We start from the raw sequence: 22,622 nt of genomic DNA, 5'->3' as shown, positions 1-22,622 counted from the left end.
CGAGCCTCAGCTTTGTCCGGCGGCGTGCTCGATGAACCGCGCGAGCAGCTCGTGCAGCTGTCGGCGTTCGGCCGCCGAGAACGGCGCGAGCAGATCGGTCACCACTTCGTCGGCGGTGTTGTTGGCCGCGGCGAGCCGCTTGCGGCCCTCCGGCGTGATGTGCACGGCGTAGCTGCGGCGGTCCCGCTCGTCCTTGCGCCGTTGCGCCAGCCCCTGCCGTTCCAGCTCATCGATGATGTAGACCATCGACGACTTGTCCAGCTGGAGCCGGTCGACCAAGGCGCGCTGGTTCAGCGGTCCCACTTCGGCGATGCAAGCGAGCACCCCGAGATGGCGCAGCTCGAGGTGCTGTTCGCGCAATGCCCGGTTGGCCGCCGCCCGCGCGTAGCGGTGCGCCAAATAGAGCTGGCCGCCGATCTGGGCGCCGAGTCGCTCGGAAGTGTTCTCCACGGTTCAAAGTATATCCGATGACAGATCGTCTTAATTCAGATAGTTTTGGAAACATGAAGATTGTCATCGTGGGAGCCGGACTGGCCGGACCCTTGTTGGCCCAGGGCCTGACCCGAGCCGGAATCACCGTTGAGCTCTACGAGCGCGAAGCCGCGGGCCACCACAGCCAGGGTTATCGCATCCATCTCGACCCGGAGGGCGACCTCGCGCTGCGCGCCTGCCTACCGCCGGAGTCGTATGCCGAGGTGCTCGCCACCGCGGGCAAACGCGGCACGGGGGTGCGGTTCCTCGACCCGCAGCTGCGCGTCGTCCAGGAAATACTCGTGCCGCCGACGGCGGACGAGGATGAGGTCGGGCGACACATCACGGTCGACCGGCTCACACTGCGCAAGATCCTGCTCACCGGGATCGATGTGCACCACGGTGCGTCGTTCGAGCGCTTCGAACTGCTGGACGACGATCGTGTCCGAACGTTCTTCGATGACGGCTCGGTCACCGACGCGGATCTGCTGGTGGCCGCGGATGGCACCCATTCCCGGATCCGCACCCAATGGCTGCCGAATGCCGAGGTGATGGAGACCGGTCTGTCGGAGATCTATGGCAAGACATTACTGACGAACGAAGTCCGCGCACTGACACCGGACGCGGCGCTGGAGTGGTTCAGCGTGGTCTCCGGTGACGATGGCCGGTTCATGTCGTTGGCGGCCCACGAATTCGCCTCCGGCGTGGGCGAGGACTACGTGATGTGGGTGGTCGGCGTGCCGACCACCCTGGTTCCGGTCGAGCTGTCCACCCTGGACAAGGAAGGGCTACGCAAGATCGCGGCGGAACTCAGCGGCGGCTGGCCCGCGAATCTCGCCGCACTCGTCGGCCTCGCCGACCCCGAATCCGTGCACAACACCACGATCCGGACGGCAAAACCATTGCCGCACTGGGAAACCGGTCCCGTCACGCTGGTGGGCGACGCCATCCACACGATGGTCCCGGTAGGTAGCAGCGCCGCGACCGCACTGCGCGACGCCGCACTGCTCTGCCGCCGCATCACCGAGCGGACCGGTTCCCTACGCGACGCGGTCAGCGCCTACGAAACCGAAATGCTCGACTACGGCTTCGCCATGGTGGAACACTCCCTCCGCAGCGCCACCTGACAACTCACTGCGGTCCGCGCAGTTTCGCCGCCGTCTTGACCGCGGTGAGCGCGTTGAGGCGGCCGAAGCCGTACTTGGCACTGTGCCCGTCCGCACCGTATCCGCCATCCTGCGGATCGATCATGTCGCATGACTGTTTCAACAGGTCCTTGACCTCGTTCGACCGCAGGTCCGGGTGCACCGACAGCATGAGCGCGACGACGCCGGCCGCTCCTGGACAGGCGCTGGAGGTGCCGCCGAAGCTATTGGTGAAGTTTCCGGCGGCGTCGCCCGCGGTGGTGGTGCCGGTGTTGTACCCGTCGGCACCATGACGATCGACGGTCCAGATGCCCGGCGTCAGGGCGTCGGGATGGTGGAACGGCGGATGCCCGAAGTCGCTGCTCGGGAACGCGCACCACACGGCCTTGCCGAAATCGCTGTAGACGCTGCGCTTTCCGGTGTCATTGCAGGCCGCGACGGCGACCACCTTGGCGAAACTCGCGTAGCCGTCGTTATCGACGGACTCGTTCCCGTTGCCCGCCGCGAAGAGCACGACGCACCCACGGCCGTTGCGACCGCTGGTCACCACGTGCTCGATCGCCAATCGGGTGCTGGCCGGTAGCGGTACCACCCGATTGTGCGCCGGATCGTTCGGCCGGAACCAGACGCCGTCGGCCGGACCCCAACTGCACGAGATGACATCGGCGCCATGGTCGGCGGCCCACTGGAAGGCGCGCGCCTCGGCTTGTGAACCGAGTTCGGAGGCGAGCCGGATCGGCATCAACTTGGCCTCGGGCGCCACTCCGGAGGCCCCGAGCGTGCCATTGGCGCAGGCCACGCCCGCGCATGCGGTGCCATGATTGTCACCATTCTCGGGTCCGGTACCGGCGGAGTCCCGCGGGCGCGGATCGTTGGTCTGCAGGGTCGCATCGCGCGGCGCGACCACCTTACCGGCGCCCGCGAATTCGGGGTGATCGATATCGACGCCATCGTCGATCACCGCGATCGTCACTCCCGCACCACGCGTAATCCCATGGGCCGCTTCCACATTCGCATGCGCGTTGACCGCGACGCCGCCGATGGTGGTCGGCTTCAGATGCCACTGCTGCGCGAAGATCGTCTTGCGCGCACGCCGCCGGATCAGCTCGGGATGGCAGTACACGACGTCCTCGCGGCTCAGCAGCCCGTTCGCGATATCGAACACCTGCTGTCCGGTCCCTTCGGCGGCGGCGGTGAAGTACGCGTTGGCGGCGTAGGTCACCGTCTCCTTGATCCGCAGACCGGCGTCCTCGAGCACCGCTCGGCATTGCTCGGGCGTCGCGTCGTCGGCGAACTTCACGAAGATGTTCTCGGTGTACAGCACGGGCTCGTCGGTCATCGGATCCACGAGTACGTGACCGGCGAAACGCACTTCCGGCGCGGCGGCCAGCACCGTCTTGCGCGCGACGACCGACCGCGAACCGGGCGGCACCCGGTACACCTGCACGCCCGCCTCGGGATAGGAGACCACGAGGGCCGCGTCATCCAGTTCGCCGCTCAGCGGGGTGCGAACCGACCCGGTCACGCGTGGGACCGGGCGTCGGTCCTGTGTTCGGACCGCGATCAGATCCGCGCTCTGTTCCAATTCGAAACCGGGATCGTCCTTGGTCCCGAAGTTTGCGGTAGGCATTACGACTCCTTACTCATTACCGCCGAACACCACCGCGAACATAGCGCTGACCTGCGATGATGTACCGAGTACCGACTACTCGAAAATGACCGGAACCCGCTAGCTCGGGCTTCGCCGGATTCGGATTCCACTTATGATCAGCGCTTGCGCGTGCCGAAGATGCTGCGGCTGATCTCGCGACCGGCAGCCGTGGCGGCCGAACGCAGGAAGCTCTTCACCGCCGGATTCTTCATGATGCGCTCGGCGGCGGACTCATCTTCCGGCGCGGCCTTCGAGGAACGGCCGGGCGCCGGAGTCGACTCCGTTTCCGGTTGCGCCGCAGCGACTTTCGCGGCCAGGATCTCATAGGCCGACTCGCGGTCGATGGTCTGACCGTACTTGGGGTATAGCGCGCTGGACAGTGCCCGCGACTTGATCTGCTCATTGCCGATGGTGTCCATCAGCGAGCGCGGCGGCTGAATCCTGGTCCACGCCACGGGAGTTGGCGCGCCCTGCTCCGAGAGCACGGTCACGATCGCCTCGCCGGTGCCCAGCGAGGTCAGCGCTTTCTCCAGATCGTAGGCGCCGGTCTTCGGGTAGGTGCGCACCGTTTTGGACAGTGCCTTCTGATCGTCGGGAGTGAAGGCGCGCAGGGCGTGCTGGATACGCGCACCCAGTTGGGAGAGCACCGGATTCGGGATATCGGTGGGCAGCTGGGTGCAAAAGAATACGCCGACACCCTTGGACCGGATCAGCTTGACGGTCTGCTCCACCTGCTCGAGGAAGGCCTTCGACGCGTCCGCGAACAACAGGTGCGCCTCATCGAAAATGAAGACCAGCTTGGGCTTTTCGATATCGCCGACCTCGGGCAGGGTCTGGAACAGATCGGCGAGCACCCACATCAGGAAGGTGGAGAACATCACCGGCCGCGCCGCCTGCGCACCGAGCTCGAACAGCGTGATCACGCCCTGACCGCCCGCGGTGCGCAGCAGATCCGCCGGATCCAGTTCCGGCTCACCGAAGAACGTATCGCCGCCGTCGGCCTCGAGATTCACCAGCGCGCGCAGGATGACACCGGCCGTCGCCGCCGAAACCCCGCCGATACCCTTGAGGTCTTCCTTCCCCTCGGGGCTGGTGAGGTGGGTGATGACCGCCCGCAGATCCTTCAGATCCAGCAGGCCCAGGCCCGCCTTGTCCGCCCAGTGGAAGATCAGACCGAGCGTAGATTCCTGAGTCTCGTTGAGCCCCAACACCTTACTGAGCAAGACCGGCCCGAACGCGGTGATGGTGGCACGGATCGGCACTCCGACCCCGCCGGTGCCGAGCGAGACGAATTCGGTCGGATAACCGGTCGGCGCCCACTCCGCCGCACCGGTCTCGGCCGCCCGGGCACTCAGCTTCTCGTTCGCCTGCCCCGGCTGCGAGAGTCCCGACAGGTCGCCCTTGATATCGGCGAGCACGACCGGCACCCCGGCCCGCGAGAGTTGTTCGGCGATGCCCTGCAGCGTCTTCGTCTTACCGGTACCGGTCGCACCGGCGACCAGACCGTGCCGGTTCATGGTGCGCATCGGAATCCGCACGCGCGCAGTCGAATCCACGGCCCCGTCGACGACAACGGTGCCCAGCTCCAGCGCGACCCCGTCGAAGGCATACCCGGCCGCGATCTGCTGAGCCACCGATCGGTCCGCAACCTTCGTGGTTTCGTTCGCCGCCGCCTTCGCGGTCTCCGCCGCAGCGGCGCTGGCGGACGCGGTCTCGGCCGTCGCGACCGCCCGCGATTGCGCCGCCTCGGCCTGCGCCACCGCATTCGCGGCATTCGGATCGGCGGACGCGGCGGCGGCCTCCTGTTCAGCCAACTCGCGCTCGGCGGCCGCCGCTGCGGCGGCGGCCTCGGCAGCGACCCGCGCCGCCTCCTCAGCGGCCTTCCTTGCCGCAGCCGCCTTCTCCTGGGGGGTCGTCATCGCGCGTCCTCCGTCTGGGTCTGACTCTGAACTGCTCTCGCAGTGTTAGCTGTCGTGCCGAAAACGCCTACGCCGATCTCCCGCAAACTCTATCGCCGCTGCGCCCGCTGATCCGGCTCAATCCATTGGCGACATGCGCTCCTACGCCATCAGCACCGGCACAACTACCGGTTTCGAGCGAAGCGAGAGCGAGCATGCGCCCGTTCACGGCCCGTCTCGCAGCCGAGTGGCCGAAGCGCATGCGACGCAGTCGCGAGTCTCGGCCACTCGGCCGCTAGCGACTGCTTGCAGGTCGCTCGAAAGAGTCGGCGAGACAGCGGGGGGCCGCGAACACGCGATGCCGAAGGCATCGCCAATGAACACAACTAAGTGTCCGACAAATATGTGGTGTCAAATTTGGCGCTTGATACACGAATGCGCTGCGACAACGCGGCAAGGTGAGCCCGGTCGGTCACGACCACGGCTACTGTGTCTCCAGTGAGCGACAAGTACGTGGTGTGGATGGATTGTGAGATGACCGGCCTGCGCTTGGACAGCGACAAGCTGATCGAGGTGGCCGCGCTCGTGACCGATAGCGACCTCAACATTCTCGGTGAGGGCGTGGATATCGTCATCCACGCCGATGACGAGGCCCTAGCCGCCATGCCGCAGGTGGTCGCCGATATGCACGCGCGCTCCGGCCTCACCGATGAGGTGCGCCGCTCCACCGTCACCCTCGCCGAGGCCGAAAAGCAGGTCCTCGACTACATCCGCGAATACGCGCCGACCGCGGGCACGGTCCCGCTGGCCGGCAATTCGATCGCGACCGACCGCGGCTTCATCGCCCGGGATATGCCCGCATTGGATTCGCATCTGCACTACCGGATGATCGACGTGAGCTCCATCAAGGAGCTGTGCCGCCGCTGGTACCCCCGCATCTACTTCGGCCAGCCCGAGAAGGGCCTCACCCATCGCGCGCTGGCCGATATCAAGGAATCCATCCGCGAGTTGGAGTACTACCGGCGCACCGCCTTCGTCGCCACACCCGGCCCCTCGACCGCGGAGATCGCCGCCGTAGCCAACGAACTGAGCGGCACCACCGAGGCGCCCGAATAAAACGGCACGTCAGAAACCGATTAGGGACTGACAGGGTTGACACGCTAATATCTACGGCGCTGGTGCATAACCAGCATGGTGGCTGTAGTTCAGCTGGTAGAGCACCAGGTTGTGATCCTGGGTGTCGCGGGTTCGAGTCCCGTCAGCCACCCCAAATGTCGCGGTGCGCGAACCGTCCCCTCGGGGGCGGTTCGCGCACTATGACCAGCAGATTCTTCACTGTCTACGACATCGTCCACCGGTATTCGGAAGACCGGGACCAGCCATCTGGGGCAGCAATCGTTACCCGAGCGACCAGACAGGCAACGTAGCGGCTGCCACCGACGCCGAACCACTGCGGGCAACCAGCCACCATAATGGCCGCGAAGTGAGCGCCCGGTGCCTGCTCGCGCTCCTCGATACTTTCGGTGTCGAAAAGGCGCACTTCGTCGGTAATTCGATGGGCGGCATGATCACACTTCGGGTCTCCCAGATCGCCGCCGACCGAATCGACAAGATGATCCTCATGGGCAGCGGTGGGGCGCCGATCCCGCCGAGCGAGGACCTGATGCAGTTGATCACCTTCTATCAGGACCCGTCGCCCGCGGCGATGGCCGACCTTCTCACCCGGTTCGTCGACGACACCGATCTCTTCGCAGGCAAGCTGGAGGAGATCGCGAGGACCCGGCTGGCGCTGGCCACCCGCGACGACGTGCGCCGATAGAGCCCCGGAGTGATCGGGCCCTCGCCCCCAAGGCGGTGACCGGTGTTATCCACCGCGGCGCGCCAGTGTGGAGCCCAGCGCTGCCGCGGCAGCCCGAACGGCGTTGGCATGGGATTCGGGCCGGAAGCGTGTGGTGGGGCCGGCCAGGCTGATCGCGGCCACCACCCTGCTCTCGTCGGGTCGCAGGACCGGCGCGGCCACGCAGACCAGGCCGAGCGCCGACTCCTCCCATTCGTAAGCGACTCCGGTCTCGACCGCCTTCGACAGCTGTGCGCGCAGGATGCCCGGTGCGACGATGGTGTGCGGCGTGCGGCGCTCGAGAGGGCCGCTCAGTACGGCGACCTGCTCTTTCTCCCCGGCATGGGACAGCAGCACCTTGCCGATCGCGGTGCAGTGCATCGGCATTCGCCCCCCGGTACGCGAGGGCGCCTTCGCCTGTCGATGCCCGCCGATCTTCGCGAGGTAGACGACCTCGTGTCCCTCCCGCACTCCGAGGTGCACCGTTTCGTGGGTGCGCTCGTAGAGATCCTGCAGGAACGGCATGGCCGTTTCCAGCAGCGTGCGCTCGACGGCCGCCCGAAGGCCGAGTTCGAACAGGCCGCCCGACAGCCGGTAGCCCCGGTCGGTCTTGTCCAGCAGTCGATAGTGGACCAGGTCGCCGGCCACCCGGTGCACGCTGCCCTTGGTCAGGTCGGTGCGCCGCACCAGCTCGGCCAGCGGCAGCACCGAATCGGCCGGACCGAACGCGCGCAGGATCGCCAACGCTTTGCCCAAGACGGTGTCGTGATCCTGCACAGCTAAGAGCGTATCGCTCAGTGGAACGCCGTCGTGGCGTTCCCCCAGCCGGATACCGGAGATTGGACGACATGCTCGACAACCACTCCCCGGTCGACGCCGACAGCATCACCGCCGCCGCCGACCGGCTCCGCGAAGCCCTCGCCACCGGCAAGCCGGTCGCTCCCGTGCGCGACCTGATCGGCCGTGACGACATCAAGGCGGCCTACGCCGTGCAGCAGCAGCTCACCACGAGCCGGATCGAGGCCGGTGCCACGGTCGTCGGCCGGAAGATCGGTCTCACCTCCCCGGCCGTGCAGCAGCAGCTCGGCGTCGACCGGCCCGACTTCGGTGTCTTGTTCGACGACATGGAATACGGTGCCGGCGCGATCGTGCCGGCGGACGCGGTGCTGCAGCCGCGAATCGAGGCGGAGATCGCCTTCGTACTGAGGGCCGACCTGGCCCACGGACCGCTGGACGACGAGCAGGTGCGCAGGGCGATCGACTACGCGGTGGCGGCCATCGAGATCTGCGGCAGCCGGGTGGCCGACTGGGACATCAGCTTCGGGGACACGGTCGCCGACAACGCCTCGGCCGGTGGCTTCGTGCTCGGCACACGGCAGGTTCCGCTCACGGCGTTCGACCCGGTCGCGGCTGAGATGACGATGGCGATCGACAGCGAGACCGTTTCCACCGGCAGCGGCGCCGCCTGCCTCGGTGACCCGATCAACGCCGTCGTCTGGCTGGCCCGGCAGGCCCGCGAATTCGGCGCTCCGCTGCGCGCCGGCCAGGTCATCCTCTCGGGGGCCCTCGGCCCGATGCGCCCGGTGCGGCCGGGTGCCGCCGTCCACGCCTCCGTCACCGGCCTCGGCTCGGTGTCGTTCGCCTTCTCCGAGTAAGGAATCACGATGACCAAGACCAAAGTCGCCATCATCGGGTCGGGCAACATCGGTACCGACTTGATGATCAAGATCATGCGCAATGCCCGGCACCTCGAAATGGGGGTCATGGTCGGCATAGACCCGGACTCCGACGGCCTTGCCCGCGCCGGTCGCTTCGGGTTCGAGACCACCGCCGAAGGCGTGGACGGGCTGGTGAAGTCGCCGCAGATCGACGAGATCGGCATCGTCTTCGACGCCACGTCGGCCGGTGCACACAAATACAACGACGAGAAGCTGCGTCCGCGTGGCATCCGGATGATCGACCTGACCCCGGCCGCGATCGGGCCCTACGTCGTCCCGGCGGTCAACCTCGATGAGCACATCGACGCCCCGAACGTCAACATGGTCACCTGCGGCGGCCAGGCCACGATCCCGGTGGTGGCCGCGATCAGCCGTGTCGTCCCGGTGGCATACGCCGAGATCGTCGCCTCGATCGCCAGCAAGTCGGCCGGTCCCGGCACGCGGGCGAACATCGACGAGTTCACCGAGACCACCTCGGCGGCCATCGAGAAGGTCGGCGGCGCGCAGCGCGGCAAGGCGATCATCATCCTGAACCCGGCCGAACCGCCGCTGATGATGCGCGACACCGTCTTCACCCTGGTGAGTCTTCCGGAAGGCACGGGCGGTGAGGCCGCGAAGACGCAGATCTCCGAATCGGTCCAGAAGATGGTAGCCGAGGTGGCCGGCTACGTCCCAGGCTACCGGATGGTCCATGACGTGCAGATCAGCGAGATTCCGGCGGATCAGCCGGTCGAGACGCTGCTGGCCGACGACTCGAGCGGGCGGCCGACGCACCAGGTTTCGGTATTCCTCGAGGTCCAGGGCGCGGGCATGTACCTGCCCGCTTACGCCGGAAACCTCGACATCATGACCTCGGCCGCCGTACAGATGGCCGAGAAGATCGCCGCCGCGAAGGAGATCTCGAAGTGAGTACCCCGATCTTCCTGCAGGACGTGACCCTGCGGGATGGAATGCACGCTGTCCGGCACCGCATCACGCCGGACGACGTCAAGCGCATCGTCGCGGCGCTGGAGGAGGCCGGAGTCGACGCGATCGAGGTCGCCCACGGTGACGGCCTCGCAGGCGGCTCGCTCAACTACGGCCCCGGTTCGCATACCGACTGGGAATGGATCGAGGCCGCCGCCTCGGTCATCGACAAAGCTCGCCTGACCACCCTGATGCTGCCGGGCGTAGGCACCATTCACGAGCTCGAGCACGCCTACGACCTCGGCGTCCGCTCGGTGCGCGTGGCCACTCACTGCACCGAGGCCGACATCTCCGCCCAGCACATCGCGGCGGCCCGCGAACTGGGCATGGATGTCTCCGGCTTTCTGATGCTGTCGCACATGGCCGAGCCCGAGCAGCTCGCCCGGCAAGCCAAGCTGATGGAGTCCTACGGCGCACACTGCGTCTACGTCACCGACTCCGGCGGACGGCTGACGATGAACGACGTGACCGCCCGGGTGCGCGCGTATCGCGATGTCCTCGATCCGGCCACCGAGATCGGCATCCATGCCCACGAGAACCTCTCGCTGTCGGTCGCCAACTCCGTGGTCGCGGTCGAGAACGGTGTCTACCGCGTCGATGCCTCACTGGCCGGACACGGCGCGGGCGCCGGGAACTGCCCGATCGAGGCGTTCGTCGCGGTCGCGAACCTGTCGGATTTCGAGCACAACTGCGATGTGTTCATGCTGCAGGACGCGGCGGACGACATCGTCCGGCCGCTGCAGGACCGGCCCGTCCGAGTCGACCGCGAGACCCTCACGCTGGGCTACGCGGGCGTGTACTCCAGCTTCCTGCGGCACGCGGAGGTCGCTTCACAGCGGTACGACGTCGACGTGCGCGACATCCTGATGGTGTGCGGCCAGCGGCGTCTGGTCGGCGGGCAGGAGGACATGATCGTCGACATCGCCCTCACCCTCGCCTCCGGCCGATAGGGCGGCGTTCGGTGCTCGTTCGACATCCGCAGGCCCCAGCGGGGCCGGGCAGACCTGCTCGCCATTCTCGCCACGAATATGCGGGATGACCACACGAACCAGCCATGATCTCGGCCCGAGACAGGCGTGTTCGCCTTCACTTTCGGTTGCTCAGTTGAAATCAGTTGGCGGGCTTGCCGAACCAGCGGGTGAGGTGGTCGTTCAGGTCCTGCTGGTTCTCGCCGATCCAGGCGACGTGGCCGTCGGGGCGTAGCAGGATGGCCGGAACATCCAGTGCCGCAGTGGGATCCGCGATGAGGTCGACTCGGTCCGACCAGCCCTCGACGGTCAGACGTTCGGTGCGGTCGAGTACCAGGCCGCGGCCCCGACGTAGTCGGTCGTAGAGGCGGCCCTGTTTCAGGTCGATATCGCGCAGCCGCCGGCCGAGCAGGTCGGGGCCCTCGCCGAAGTCGTAGCGGATGCTGATCGCGGTGATCGTTGCTCAGGATCCGGCGACAGATGAAGAGTTTCTGCGCGGGCTGCGGGAGCGTGCCGAGCAGCAACGTGCCGAGGCGCGGCGGCAGGAACAGGCGCGGCAGGGTGAGTCGGATCGCCGTCGCGAAGTCGCTGTCTCGGCCTTTCCCGACTGTGATCCTGCCTCTGCCGTCCCCCCGCCAGTGGACCAGCCGGTCGGCGCGGTCGCTGATGCACTCGCATCGCAATTGCGTTGCGGGGAAAGGGAATAGGACCGCATCGTGTGCGGCGCGCGCTCAGTTCATAACGGTCGCCATCGCCGCCGGGGGCCTGGAAGCCGGCGCGGAAGTGTTCTTCACCAGCCGATTCGGGGTTGGGACGGAACTTGTCGGTGCCGTCACTGGAACTCCCACTGCTTTCCAGCCTCGAGGACGGCTACGACAAGTAGTGCCCGTTCCCGGCGGCTTCGGCGCGCGCGGCCGCTTTCAGCTTCGGGAACGAATCGGCGAAGTTCTTGCCGAAGATGGCGGTGAGCACGGCTCCGGCGCAGAGGATGGACAGCTTGGACAGCCCGTCGACGAAGCCGAGGACGTCGGCGTACGTACTGTTCTTGAAATAGAACGTCATACCCGCCGCGAGCACCCATCCGATAGCCGCGACCGCGCAGATCTCGAGATCGGTTCCGGCGGTCGCACCGAGCGCGAAGGGAATACTCGCGACGACGGGCAATACCGCTGCCAAACAAGCGATCCGGTCCACAGCACGCATCGACAAGACAACTACCGCGACCGCGAGGCCCGCTATCGCCAGGCCGAAGGCCACCCAGCGCCACCCGGACACGGAAGCGCCCGACAGCAGTACGGCGACCGCGACCGCGCAGCCTGCCAACGCGACGTTCCACGGCGCCAGTGCGGACGAGGTCGCGCCTTCCGCCGTGGTGTCGTAGAGCTGGTGGAAAATCTTCTTTCGAGCGCCGATCCGCTCTTCGCCCAAAGGCGTCGTCGTGCCGTGCAGTACAGGCCAGCGAAATGCCCGCACCAGTAGCACCAGATGCGGCTTCTCGAGCAGGGACCAGTGGAATTGCGGTGGCGTGCCCGCCCTCGGTAACTCCGAGAGGTAGCTGACGGCCTCCAAGGCCCAGGTCATGGACACGAAGAGGATGCCGAACGAGAACGTGAAGAACAACATGCCGACGAAGACTTGAACCGGAATGGTCTCGGTGGGAACGAATAAGAGGCCGAGTGCCGTCCGGAGCGGGTAACCGAGGCCTACCAGCAGCAGAACAGATGCGGCGGCGATGCGGTTCTGTTTCGACAGCATGATTGTGCCGCGCGCCGGATGTTCACTCTTCTCGTACTCGCGTCGCTCAACGGATCGGGCGAATTCGTAGACGGCCGCCGTGCCGACGACGCCGCCGAGTGCCCACCTGATATTCGAGCTCAGCGCCAGGCTCGGCGTGATCGCGATCAGGAAAACCATGTAGAGACGGAGCGCGATTACGCCGGCCGACAGCTTCATCGCGCTCGGTGTCATGGCAGGGCGACCGCGGGCTCTCTTCTCGGGCGCTCTGCCGTCTTCGCTCGCGCCGCGGATGTCGTTCACCTGATAGCGCGCCGCGTATATCAGGAGTTCCAGGGTCAACCACATGACGACGAATCGGATGCCACCGTGGACGGTTTGGTCGGTCAAGAGACAGCTGATGCCGACACTGGCGGGAAAGAAGAGGGCCTTCGACAGATCCGCCGGTCTCGGCAGCAGCAGGTATCCGACGAGGGATCGTGTCCCGGAGCTTTTGGTCGCCGAAGCCGAAGGCTGCAAGGAATCGCGGCGGTTCTCCGGATAGTCGTGAAGGACCTGGGCGAAGAATTCACGCCCTCTCCGATTCAGCCCGATCCAGTTCGAAACGACCAGGAAAGTGGTCAGCGCGTAGAACGGTGCCGCGATGAACTTCGATACCGCGTGGTGGGTTTTGAGTATGAGGACCATGGTCATCCCGAGGAACAGGATCAGAATCAATGTGGCGAGTAGGCCGATGACGGTGCGGTAGAAGGTGCGCCTGGTGAAGCGGCTGAAGATGACGTTCAGCTCCACGAACGAGGGGAACCGCAGACCTGGATACGGGCCGTGCATATCAACGATGCTTTGGATCTGCCGCTCCAGCAACCGCGCGTAGAAGGCTCGCGCCACCGCCGCCGGAGCCATAGTGAGCAGGTGGATGAACAGGCACAGCGGTATCAGCGGGGCGCCGACGAGCACGAAATCTTCGAGTGGCGGTTTGCTGGAATCCAGAGCGCGGAACAGGAGACCACCCAGCAGGCCGAGCGTCGCGATGGCGATACTGAAGGTAGTGAAGTAGAGGGCTGTCAGATTACGTTCGTCGTTTCGGGCCAGGTCGTAGTCGCGAAGGAGAACATCCAGCTGGCTCTTCACATCGTCCACGACGGGATTTCTCCATTCCCCTACGACACCGGACATGCATCGCGCGCGGAGTGTGTCCGAGGCCGTGTGCTACCGATGTTCGCTCGCGAAGTCTACGAGAGTTGACCAGCTCGCGGGGGACAACCGGTGGCTCGGCCGAGCGGACCCGATGCCAGGAAGCGGTGCGCTTTCTCATATCGGGGACTTCGGGAGGCCGCGGGTGGTGCGGGCACCGTGGCGAATTCGTTGAGTTCGTCGGGCTGCGATCACACCCAGCTGGAATTGGCGGTGCTGCAATCGCACCCGGAGGCGCCGGCCAAGGTGGCCCTGCTGTGGGCGGCGCGGTTCCAGCTCGGCCTGCTGACCATGGCCGAGCTGCGCGAGCGGTGCGAGGGGATGCTGGCCAATCCCCTGGTATTGCCGACGGTTCCGCAGTACGTGAGCGGTTTCGTGCAGGCCATCGACCCGGCTCCGGCATTGAAACCCTTTGTAGTGGAGCTATTGTCGAAGGCCTTCGGCACGCTGCCGGACACGGTGCTGCTGCCGTGGCTGCCGAAGCTCATCACCACCCTGAAGGATCAGGCGGGCGGCCTGATCCCGGGACTGGTCCGCGAAGCGGGCCGCACCTTCCCCGGCGCACTGCCCGCCGTGGACACCTTCGTGCCGCCCTGGTCGGTCGAATTCACCACGGCCACAACGCCGGTGGCAGCGGCACCGCGCGGGCCGGTCACCGAACTACTGGCCGCCCACCCCGCCGCCTGCGACGCGCTCGCCGGACTGCTCGGCGTCGAGGGCGACTGGCAGGAGCCCGGACCGGCCGGAAACCGCGAGGTAACCGGTTTGCTCGACCGGTTCCCCGCAACCGCCGCCGCACTGGCGGCGCAGCTCAGAGTGTCAGCCGCACGGAGCTGACGCGGGCCCGGCCGGTTCGTCCCCGAAATAGGCGGCCGAGTGGCCGCCGAACTGGCCCGACCAAAACACATGCCCCAGCCCCGTTTCAGCGAAAACGAGGGGTAAACGTGGGGTCGGCCCGAAGATCAGCGGGTCAGTCGGATCGATCCGACGCGCTGCACCAGGGTCGCGAGGGCCTCGACGCTGCCTGGGGTGGCAGTGCCGACCAGTAGTTGCTGTCCTGGTGCTTGTTGCACGTCGAAGGCTTGATAGATCAGCTCGACTCGGCCGCAGCGCGGGTGGTCGAAGACTTTTGTTTTACGGCCGAGGCTCTGCACGTCGTTGCCTTGCCAGAGTGCAGCGAATTCGGTGCTGGTGGTGCGGAGTTGGTCGATCAGCGCGACGGTCCGGGCGTCGCGATGGTGGCCAGCGGTCAGCCGCATTGCCTGCACTGCGTCTCGGGCGACGTCCGGCCAGTCGGCGAACAGGGTCCGGGCGGCAGGGTCGTGGAACAGCGAGTAGATCATGTTGCGGGTGTCGGCCAGCGGTTCGAGCAAGGCGTCCGCGAGGGCGTTGGCGGCGAGGATGTCCAGTCGCCGGTTGACGATGTAGGCGACCGCGGTCGGGAAGGCGTCCATGAGGCGGCGTAATTCCGGGTCGACTTCATCGAGGACGGCGGTGGGTTCGGGACGGGGAAGCAATCCCGCGAGCCGGAACAGATGCCAGTGCGCGTCGGTATCGAGGCGCAATGCCTGTGCGAGGGCACCGACCACCTGCCCGGACGGGTTGGTTTCGCGGCCCTGTTCGAGCCGGGTGTAGTAGTCGGCGCTGACGCCGGATAGCACGGCGACCTCTTCGCGGCGCAGACCAGCGACTCGACGCGGACCGGTGGCGGGCATCCCGACCTGCGCCGGGGTCAGACGGGAGCGACATACGCGCAGAAACTCACCGAGTTCGTTGCCGGTCATCAACACAGCCTACGTCGGGCGATCCTGGGTGCCGCACACCCAGGAAGCCGGGACCTGGGTATTCGCGGTGAACGACCGCATGCTCGGAGTGTGGAGGCGCAGCGACGCCACCGATCACCGACAGAAGGGACCGATGTGGGCGAGGCGTACGGCAAGGTTGTGCTGATCACCGGGGCCAGCAGCGGAATCGGCGAGGCGACCGCGCGAACCCTGGCCGCCGCCGGTCACCGGGTGGTATTGGGCGCGCGACGAGTGGATCGAATCGAGACGCTGGCCAAGGAGATTCGGGCCGAGGGCGGTAGCGCCGAGTACCAGGCGCTGGATGTGACCAGCCTGGAAGATATGCACGTGTTCGCCGCGCACGCACTCGAACGGTATGAGCGAATCGATGTGCTGGTCAACAACGCCGGGGTGATGCCACTGTCGCGTCTGGACGCGCTCGCGATCGAGGAGTGGGACCGGATGATCGATGTCAACATCCGGGGCGTGCTGCACGGTATCGCCGCGGTGCTGCCGTCGATGCGTGAGCGCGGACAAGGCCACATCGTCAATCTCGCGTCGGTGTCCGGGCATCGGGTCGATCCGACCGCGGCGGTCTACAGTGCCACCAAGTACGCGGTGCGGGCGATCTCGGAGGGCTTGCGGCAGGAAAGCCGCGATATCCGCGTCACCATCATCAGCCCCGGCCTGACCCACAGCGAACTGACCGACGGCATCGGCGACAACGATATCCGCACAGCGGTCCGCGACAGCATGCGCGCCGCGATTCCCGCGACCGCGATCGGCGCGGCGATCCACTACGCCATCACCCAGCCCCCAGAAGTCGACGTCAACGAGATCGTCGTGCGTCCCACGGTCCAGGGCTGATCGATGGTGATGAGCGAACAGCAGGTGCGCACCTGGGTCGACGCCTACGTGCACGCGTGGACCACCGGCGCGGCCAAGGACATCGGTGCGTTGTTCAGCCCGAACGCGGAGTACCACGAATGGCCATATGCCACCGATTGGGTGGGACGCGACGCCATCATCGAAGGCTGGCGCGGACGCCAAGCGTGGCAAGAAGGCGGCTGGACGTTCGAGTGGTCGATCCTGATGATCACCGGCGATACCGCCGCCATCCAGGGCGTCGGCCACTACAAAGAACTCGGTGACTTCGCCAACCTGTGGACTGTCACCTTCGACCGACGCGGCAAATGCGCCATGTTCCGGATGTGGAACAACCAGCTTCCGTGAAGTGCTGGACTCGGCGCCCAGCCCGAACTCGCAGGCCATCAACTCGCGCTCATCGGCTACTTAAGCGCGCTCGGCGACCGCGCGATCGGCGGCATGATCGGGCGTTCTCTGGCGTCGGCATTTGACCGTCGCCGTAGCCTGAACGGCACCGGGCGACGGGCAGGCGCCTACCTCCGGTGCCACCGCAACTGCGCCTCGCTTGCCCGGTCCCGCTGCTAACCTCGGCAACGGGCGCCGGTACTGACCCGGCAGGGAGGGATTCCGCAATGTCTGGGTCGCATCACCACGTCCTATCGCGACGAATCCGGGCGGTGCTCGCATTACCTGTGGTGGCCGCGTTGCTCGCCACCGGCTGCGGTACCACCACCGATTCCGACCGGGCACAGGCGTTTCCCGCGGACCTGGCCGGCCAGGTCGACCAGATCATGAAATCCCATATCGACGCCGGGCTGATTCCGGGCGCAGCGGTATCGATCATCGACCCCGAACACGGCAACTACAGCCAGGCGTACGGGGTGGCGGACACCGCCACCGGCCGCCGAGCCCAAGTGAGCGACCACTACCGGGTCGGCAGTATCACCAAGACGTTCGTCGCGACCGCCGTACTCCACCTCGCTGATGCACAGAAACTCTCACTCGACGACCCCCTCCGGAAGTACGTCGCCGCTATCCCCAATGGCGACACCATCACCGTGCGCGACCTGCTCGGTATGCGGGGTGGCGTCTACGATTTCGCCACGAATCCCGAGTTTTTTCCCCAATTACTCACCGCGACACCGGATCGCGTGTGGTCCATTGGCGATGCCCTGCGCATCATCAGGGACAACCCTGACAAGGCACAGCCACCCAATTCCCGTACTGCGTACTCGAATTCCGAGTACCTCCTGCTCGGCCTAATCCTGGAAAAGGTGACAGGCCGCCCGGTGCGAGACATTGTCAACGACCTCGCCAGCGACTACGGGCTTCACGACACCCGATACCCCCCCGACGCCACTTTGCCCACACCTGATAGCCGGGGCTACGCCTACGACACAGACGTCCGCACCGACGTCACAGCACGCACACCACCAACCCTGTGGGAAGCCGCGGGCTCGCTGGTGGCCTCGGTGCCCGACCTCGCCACCTACGCCGCCGCACTGGGTGAGGGTCGATTCCTCGAACCTCGAACCGATACGGCACGAACAACTTTCACCGACGGTTACGGCCTCGGCCTGATGAGTGACGGCTCCTGGATCGGCCACTCCGGCGCGGTCCTCGGCTACACCTCGAGGACGATGTACCTCCCTGAACGCAAAGTCAGCGTCGCTATCGCCGTGAACCAGTACACCCCCGCCTACCGCTCCCTGCTCTCCATCGACGCGACCTACATCTGGACCGACCTGGTGGCCCAGCTCTATCCCGGCACCATTTCAGGCCTCGACAACCTGCCAACCGCTCAACCGCCGATTCCCGATCCAGCCGACCTCACCGCCGAACTCGCGCAGGCCTTGAACCCATCGATCTCCGCCTCCGCCAAGAACTTACGGATCGAGGGTGATGACAAAGACCCTGATCTGGTCACGAAACTGGCCCGGGCCTACGCCCATTCCGTCCTCGAGGTGACAGTCGACAAAACCACCGACATAGGCCGCAATCGCCTGATCGCCACCACCAGCACCACCACCTTGGATGGCACCGTCCCCATGCTCATCCCACTCGTCCCTACAGGCAACGCGTGGCGGCTGGACGATGGCTGGGTGTGTACGCAGATCGTCGCCGATGGACAGCAATCGCCGGCCTGCCCCTAGCCGGGCTTATCGCTCATCGGGAGGAGTGCTCCACTCGTTCCAGATATAGCCAGTGCGCGACGACGCAGGTGCACCAGCACCCCTCTGCGCCGGTTGCGCCGACGCCGACATCATCATCGACAGCGAGCAGACAGCCAAGAGCCCATCCAGAAGCTGTACACGACATGCCGCTCAGCCCCAGGCCGTGCACGCTACAGCACGGAAATGGTTCGGATAACTACACAAACGCGACAAAACGGCAGGCCGTTGACCTGCGGCTTTGCCATTATGTGGGCCTAACGCTCCACAACCCGAACACTCTGACGGTCGAAGGGCCAGCGATTCCGATCAGGCCGGTAGGCGCTCGCGCAGGTGAAAACCATGGCTTGAAATGCTGATTTCACCGAACTATCGGCGATCGGCGCTCCGCTGGTACATCGGAGAACACCGCGCACACCCCAACCGTCAGCTCGCCCGGTATGCGGCATGTGCGGACACTGGACTGCCCGCAATCCCTACTACGGGCAAACGAGCTTGAGTCCTGGCTGCCGGTAAGCCGGTGTGCTACCGGCAGCCAGTCCGACCAAAGGGAGAGGTTACGGCCGTGGGACCGCATCAAAGATGACAGTCATGTCAGCGGTGTAGAGCCCATTCTGGGTGTCGGGGGGCATGCTCACCGACGCGGACCGGGCAATGGAAACCGTAGTGTAGGAGGCGAGAACGTTCCCTGCCCCATCGGTGACCGCGAGATTCTTCGGAACGACGCGTCCCCCGGTAAGGACCAACTCTGGTACACCGTCGGTGTATCGAACCGACAGCGCGCCCACATCCTCCGGTGTCACCTGCGTCGCTGGGATTGTTACCAGCTCGATGTCGTTGGATTCGGGTTGTGACTCGGTCATATCCAGTCCTCCTGTCAGCATCATTGGCGGAGGATGACTACTCCGCGATAGCAACAGTCTGAGGCTGCTGCATGCTGGCTGTCCGGATAACGAGAGCAACCAGCGAACGTGAACGTTGTGGGGGGCAGACGCTTGCGACTGGTTGCTGTCGACCTTCGGTCACCGAGTACGCGTTTGCGTCCGAACCAGAGGCGCGGACATCGGCATGTCCACTGGCAGCCGGCCGGACCGCGCGCCCAGCGGCCAGCGGCCAGCGGACGTTGGAACACGGGCGCAAACCTTGGTGAGAAGTTCGTCTCCCGGCCGTATGAGGGCGATTGCTAGGACGGCGGCAGCGGTTGGACTCGTCGGCGGACCTCGATCATGTGGTCGCGTGGTGTCCACGCATCTTTCCACTCTGGGACCACAATTCCAGCCTCGGTGACGCCGAGATCGTCGCGAGCCGCGAAACTGAAATCCTTGCGCAAGCGGTAGGCATCTCGGACGATCAGCAGCCAGTCGGCGTCACCGGTGAGTTCACCGTATGCGAAATACTCCAAGGTCCATGTGCATCTGTTTAGTTCGTCGCCGATCGCCACCGCCTTGGGGCTGCCCAGCAACTGCACCTCCTGCCACCGCTGGATGCGTTCACGCTCGAGCTCGCCGAGTTGAACGATGCCCTCCTGTAAGGACATCCCTTGCTGGTCAAGATCACCTGCTCGTATCCGAACCAACCGTGCGGCCAGGGTGTGCATACCCCTGGTGACGATAAGGAAATCCGAATAGGCCTGTAGCCGACGTTCGTCCCACCGCGTGGACTGACTCCGGTTCCACTTGGACCGTTCGTTGACGTAGGAAGCAAGGAAGGTGATCGCGCCACCGATCACCACCCCGCTCAGCGTGCCCAGCAACTGCGATATCACTGCCAAATACTATCCACGACAACGGATTTGCCGTCTCATTCTCAGTCATTGGCAGCGCACAGCCAGGCCACGTGGCCTGGCTGTGCGAGAGCTCACTGTGTTGCCGACGAAACGTTGAGGCCGTCCATCATTCGTACGGAACCATGTCAGTACGTTGCCGAGGCCGAGATGATCTCGGCCCATTGATCGGGGCGGTACCCAACCAAGGCGGATGACCTACGGCGCGGACCTCGGGATCACCATCAGCGGCGGATGCCCACAATCCCCTTGTCGCTCAGGCAAGATGCTGGCATGAAGGTAATCCTCTTCGGCGCGACCGGCATGATCGGGCAGGGGGTTCTCAACGAGTGCCTCCGAGACGAGCGGGTCGAGCAGGTCTTCGCCGTCGGGCGCAGCTCGGTGGGTATCGAGAGCCTCAAGCTGCGCGAGCTGGTCCAGCCCGATCCGACCGATCTCTCCGCGATCGCCGGCGAACTGCCGGAGTTCGACGCCTGTTTCTTTTGCCTCGGTGTCTCCTCTGTCGGCATGAAAGAGGAGAACTACCGCCGGATCACCTACGACCTGGCCTTGAAGGTCGGTCGCACGATGGCGGCCGCGAACCCGAAGCTGACGTTCATCTATGTCTCCGGGCAGGGCACCGACAGCACTGAGCAGGGTCGGTCGATGTGGGGGCGGGTGAAGGGGAAGACCGAGAACGATCTGCTCGCACTTCCCTTCCAGGCGTACATGTTCCGGCCCGGATTCGTACAGCCGATGGATGGTGCGGTCTCCAAGACCCGGTTGTATCGCGCCGCGTACACAGTCACTGGGCCGCTGATCCCGCTGTTCAAGCGGCTGGCGCCGAACGCGGTCAACGACAATCGGGAGATCGGTCGCGCCATGATCGCCGTCGCGGCCTCTGGGGCGGACACTCGTGTGCTAACGCCCCGGGAGATCACCGCGCGAGCTACGCCCTAGCTGGTAGTGGAGCATCCGCTCGTACCAGTTGCCGCGCCGCGAGGTCACTGATGGCAGTCGAAGGACCAGCGATTTGGATCGTGCCGGTCGGCAGGCGAACGGCCGCCGGGACGCGGTGAGGGACGCGCCCCGGGTCGACGGGTGGAGCCGGTAGGGCAGGATCGTGTTCGGCCGGGTTACGTCGATGGCCGCGAGGTGTATTCAGCCCAGTGGTCGACGGCCTGTTCGAGACCGAGTGCTGCGACCTCGGCGGGAGCCATGCCGACCGTGTGGATCAATCGCTGTGCGAGCCAATCGGGGACAGGTTCGCGCATCGGTGTCGGTGGAATTCCGAACGATTCGGCACTGCGGCCGAGTCGCTCGACCACTGCGCCGAGCTTGCTGAATTCTGGTAGCCGACCAGCGGCCGCGACGATGCGGGCAGTTGCTTCCGCGTAGACCTCGGAGTCGGCGCGTGCTCCGATTGCCCAGATCTCGCAGATCTCGATGGTCTGCTGGTCGATGACCCGGTACACGATCCGCCAGGTGTTGCGGCCAACGACAAGCTTGCGGAACCCGGTCAATTCGCCGCCGAGTGGATAGCCGACTTGCGGTGAATCCAGCAGCAGGAGCACCTTTTTGAGGACTTTGGGCACGGCATCGGGGCCGAGTTTTCGAAGATCGTCGATTGCCGCATCGGTGAAGAGGACTTCGACCATCGGCTTACTCGTGGTCATCGAGTTCGGCGAGGGATTCCCTTGTGTGACCGAAGGCGCCGAGCACATCATCGAGTGACGTTCGGTTCCCGCCGTCGGTCGCGGCCCGGGCGAGCACCAGCGCAAGGTCACGCAGGTCGGACTCCGCGCGATCCAGTTCAGCGAGCCGATTCATGCTGACCACGGCGGCAACCGGCCGGTGATGGCGGGTGACCACCAGGTCGGCACCACCTTCGGCATCCGCTACAAGTCCAGCGACGCCTCGCTGCGCGGCGTCGGAAACGCTGAGCTCATGAGTGTTGCGCAGGATGGACATACCGTAACTGTACAGAATTCTAGCTAGATTCTCGATGCCGTCTCGCCTGTCGGGAACCACCTCCGCCGTCCTTGCACGACTGAGCTCCAGACACAGCGTGTCCCATGCCGGTCCCGCTGGTGCCCCCAGGAGCGGGTTGCGCCTCGAGGCCCAGGATCGGCCGGACACAAACGGCACTCGTCGATGACTGAACCGCCACAAGGGGTTCGCACAATGCCACACAACAGTGCGGCCACAGGTCAATGACCTGCGGCCTCACTATGAAAGACATGGCGAGAAGATACTCGAACCGGACCGATCTGCTGGAAGACTTCACTGAACTACAGGAACGGGTTTCTCAAACCGGACCGCGCAGCTCAATGCAAATGCCGCCGCGAACCTCCGGCGGGACGAAGAAGCAACTGACATCCGACGAGGCTGCCGAGATCGTGGCCAAGTACGAGGCCGATGCGTCCACGGCTCAGCTGAAGGTGGAGCATCACATG

At 65.5% G+C, this 22,622-nt stretch carries 22 protein-coding genes, 1 tRNA gene and 1 pseudogene; 13 read left to right on the top strand and 11 right to left on the bottom strand.

Going from position 1 to position 22,622, the window contains the following annotated elements:
• Positions 1–6: 6 nt before the first annotated feature.
• A complete protein-coding gene (locus tag OG874_RS44075) occupies positions 7–450 on the bottom strand; it encodes a MarR family winged helix-turn-helix transcriptional regulator (RefSeq protein ID WP_330252946.1) in 444 nt (147 codons plus the stop codon).
• Between the two features lie 53 nt (positions 451–503).
• Between OG874_RS44075 and OG874_RS44070 the strand changes: the two genes are divergently transcribed.
• Positions 504–1,598, top strand: a complete 1,095-nt coding sequence (locus tag OG874_RS44070; RefSeq protein WP_330252945.1) for an FAD-dependent oxidoreductase — start codon at positions 504–506, stop codon at positions 1,596–1,598.
• Between the two features lie 4 nt (positions 1,599–1,602).
• On the opposite strand, the gene OG874_RS44065 is transcribed toward OG874_RS44070, so the two are convergent.
• A complete protein-coding gene (locus tag OG874_RS44065) occupies positions 1,603–3,246 on the bottom strand; it encodes a S8 family peptidase (protein WP_330252944.1) in 1,644 nt (547 codons plus the stop codon).
• 137 nt (positions 3,247–3,383) lie between these two features.
• Complete coding sequence (locus OG874_RS44060) at positions 3,384–5,186, bottom strand: helicase HerA-like domain-containing protein (RefSeq protein WP_330252943.1); 1,803 nt, start codon at positions 5,184–5,186, stop codon at positions 3,384–3,386.
• 477 nt (positions 5,187–5,663) lie between these two features.
• Here OG874_RS44060 and orn point away from each other — a divergent pair, with 477 nt between their 5' ends.
• The 3 genes from orn (at position 5,664) to OG874_RS44045 (ending at position 6,984) form a co-directional block, all read left to right on the top strand.
• Entirely contained in the window at positions 5,664–6,281 is a 618-nt protein-coding gene (orn, locus tag OG874_RS44055; RefSeq protein ID WP_330252942.1) for an oligoribonuclease, read from the top strand.
• 78 nt (positions 6,282–6,359) lie between these two features.
• A tRNA-His gene (locus tag OG874_RS44050) sits at positions 6,360–6,435 on the top strand.
• Between the two features lie 213 nt (positions 6,436–6,648).
• Positions 6,649–6,984, top strand: coding sequence for an alpha/beta fold hydrolase (locus OG874_RS44045; RefSeq protein WP_330252941.1), 336 nt, complete (start codon positions 6,649–6,651; stop codon positions 6,982–6,984).
• Positions 6,985–7,029: 45 nt separating this feature from the next.
• On the opposite strand, the gene OG874_RS44040 is transcribed toward OG874_RS44045, so the two are convergent.
• Positions 7,030–7,779: an IclR family transcriptional regulator gene (locus OG874_RS44040; protein ID WP_330252940.1), complete on the bottom strand. Its 750-nt coding sequence runs from the start codon at positions 7,777–7,779 to the stop codon at positions 7,030–7,032.
• Positions 7,780–7,850: 71 nt separating this feature from the next.
• Here OG874_RS44040 and OG874_RS44035 point away from each other — a divergent pair, with 71 nt between their 5' ends.
• Genes OG874_RS44035 through dmpG form a run of 3 tightly spaced genes read left to right on the top strand, consistent with a single transcriptional unit; the run spans position 7,851 to position 10,636 of the window.
• A complete protein-coding gene (locus tag OG874_RS44035) occupies positions 7,851–8,657 on the top strand; it encodes a 2-keto-4-pentenoate hydratase (RefSeq protein WP_330252939.1) in 807 nt (268 codons plus the stop codon).
• 9 nt (positions 8,658–8,666) lie between these two features.
• A complete protein-coding gene (locus OG874_RS44030; protein WP_330252938.1) occupies positions 8,667–9,629 on the top strand; it encodes an acetaldehyde dehydrogenase (acetylating) in 963 nt (320 codons plus the stop codon).
• Positions 9,626–10,636 carry a 4-hydroxy-2-oxovalerate aldolase gene (gene dmpG, locus OG874_RS44025; protein WP_330252937.1) on the top strand — a complete coding sequence of 337 codons (1,011 nt, stop codon included), beginning with the start codon at positions 9,626–9,628 and terminating at the stop codon, positions 10,634–10,636. Before OG874_RS44030 ends, dmpG begins: the two co-directional genes overlap by 4 nt.
• A 160-nt stretch (positions 10,637–10,796) precedes the next feature.
• Here the strand turns inward: dmpG and OG874_RS44020 are convergent.
• Positions 10,797–11,111, bottom strand: a pseudogene (locus OG874_RS44020) (aromatic-ring hydroxylase C-terminal domain-containing protein); the annotation flags it as partial.
• Here OG874_RS44020 and OG874_RS44015 point away from each other — a divergent pair.
• Positions 11,095–11,361, top strand: coding sequence for a hypothetical protein (locus OG874_RS44015; RefSeq protein WP_330252936.1), 267 nt, complete (start codon positions 11,095–11,097; stop codon positions 11,359–11,361). The pseudogene OG874_RS44020 and the gene OG874_RS44015 overlap by 17 nt on opposite strands.
• A gap of 163 nt (positions 11,362–11,524) precedes the next feature.
• On the opposite strand, the gene OG874_RS44010 is transcribed toward OG874_RS44015, so the two are convergent.
• Positions 11,525–13,528, bottom strand: a complete 2,004-nt coding sequence (locus tag OG874_RS44010) for a hypothetical protein (RefSeq protein WP_330252935.1) — start codon at positions 13,526–13,528, stop codon at positions 11,525–11,527.
• Positions 13,529–13,741: 213 nt separating this feature from the next.
• On the opposite strand from OG874_RS44010, the gene OG874_RS44005 reads away from it, so the two are divergent.
• Positions 13,742–14,419 carry a hypothetical protein gene (locus OG874_RS44005; protein ID WP_330252934.1) on the top strand — a complete coding sequence of 226 codons (678 nt, stop codon included), beginning with the start codon at positions 13,742–13,744 and terminating at the stop codon, positions 14,417–14,419.
• Between the two features lie 125 nt (positions 14,420–14,544).
• Here the strand turns inward: OG874_RS44005 and OG874_RS44000 are convergent, their stop codons facing one another.
• A complete protein-coding gene (locus OG874_RS44000; protein WP_330252933.1) occupies positions 14,545–15,366 on the bottom strand; it encodes a helix-turn-helix transcriptional regulator in 822 nt (273 codons plus the stop codon).
• A gap of 135 nt (positions 15,367–15,501) precedes the next feature.
• Between OG874_RS44000 and OG874_RS43995 the strand changes: the two genes are divergently transcribed.
• The 3 genes from OG874_RS43995 to OG874_RS43985 all read left to right on the top strand — a co-directional run bounded on the left by OG874_RS43995 (position 15,502) and on the right by OG874_RS43985 (position 18,386).
• Positions 15,502–16,233, top strand: coding sequence for an SDR family oxidoreductase (locus OG874_RS43995; RefSeq protein ID WP_330252932.1), 732 nt, complete (start codon positions 15,502–15,504; stop codon positions 16,231–16,233).
• A gap of 9 nt (positions 16,234–16,242) precedes the next feature.
• Positions 16,243–16,599 (top strand): nuclear transport factor 2 family protein, encoded by a 357-nt coding sequence (locus OG874_RS43990; protein WP_330252931.1) that lies wholly within the window; start codon positions 16,243–16,245, stop codon positions 16,597–16,599.
• 266 nt (positions 16,600–16,865) lie between these two features.
• On the top strand, positions 16,866–18,386 hold the full coding sequence (locus OG874_RS43985) for a serine hydrolase domain-containing protein (RefSeq protein WP_330252930.1): 1,521 nt from the start codon (positions 16,866–16,868) through the stop codon (positions 18,384–18,386).
• A 575-nt stretch (positions 18,387–18,961) separates the two neighbouring features.
• On the opposite strand, the gene OG874_RS43980 is transcribed toward OG874_RS43985, so the two are convergent.
• A complete protein-coding gene (locus OG874_RS43980) occupies positions 18,962–19,267 on the bottom strand; it encodes a hypothetical protein (RefSeq protein ID WP_330252929.1) in 306 nt (101 codons plus the stop codon).
• Positions 19,268–19,587: 320 nt separating this feature from the next.
• The gene (locus OG874_RS43975; RefSeq protein WP_330252928.1) at positions 19,588–20,169 is read right to left on the bottom strand and encodes a hypothetical protein; all 582 of its coding nucleotides are present in this window, start codon (positions 20,167–20,169) and stop codon (positions 19,588–19,590) included.
• Positions 20,170–20,460: 291 nt separating this feature from the next.
• Here OG874_RS43975 and OG874_RS43970 point away from each other — a divergent pair, with 291 nt between their 5' ends.
• Positions 20,461–21,126, top strand: a complete 666-nt coding sequence (locus OG874_RS43970; protein ID WP_330252927.1) for an epimerase — start codon at positions 20,461–20,463, stop codon at positions 21,124–21,126.
• Between the two features lie 176 nt (positions 21,127–21,302).
• Here OG874_RS43970 and OG874_RS43965 read toward each other — a convergent pair whose 3' ends face one another.
• Together OG874_RS43965 and OG874_RS43960 are read right to left on the bottom strand one after the other, a co-directional pair.
• Positions 21,303–21,842, bottom strand: coding sequence for a type II toxin-antitoxin system RelE family toxin (locus OG874_RS43965; RefSeq protein WP_330252926.1), 540 nt, complete (start codon positions 21,840–21,842; stop codon positions 21,303–21,305).
• Positions 21,829–22,137, bottom strand: a complete 309-nt coding sequence (locus tag OG874_RS43960) for a hypothetical protein (RefSeq protein ID WP_330252925.1) — start codon at positions 22,135–22,137, stop codon at positions 21,829–21,831. Before OG874_RS43960 ends, OG874_RS43965 begins: the two co-directional genes overlap by 14 nt.
• Positions 22,138–22,622: the final 485 nt, after the last annotated feature.

This window comes from Nocardia sp. NBC_00565 (assembly GCF_036345915.1).
Lineage (GTDB): Bacteria > Actinomycetota > Actinomycetes > Mycobacteriales > Mycobacteriaceae > Nocardia.
Note: the sequence above shows the minus strand (reverse complement) of the source record. Positions and strands in the feature narration are given on the sequence as shown.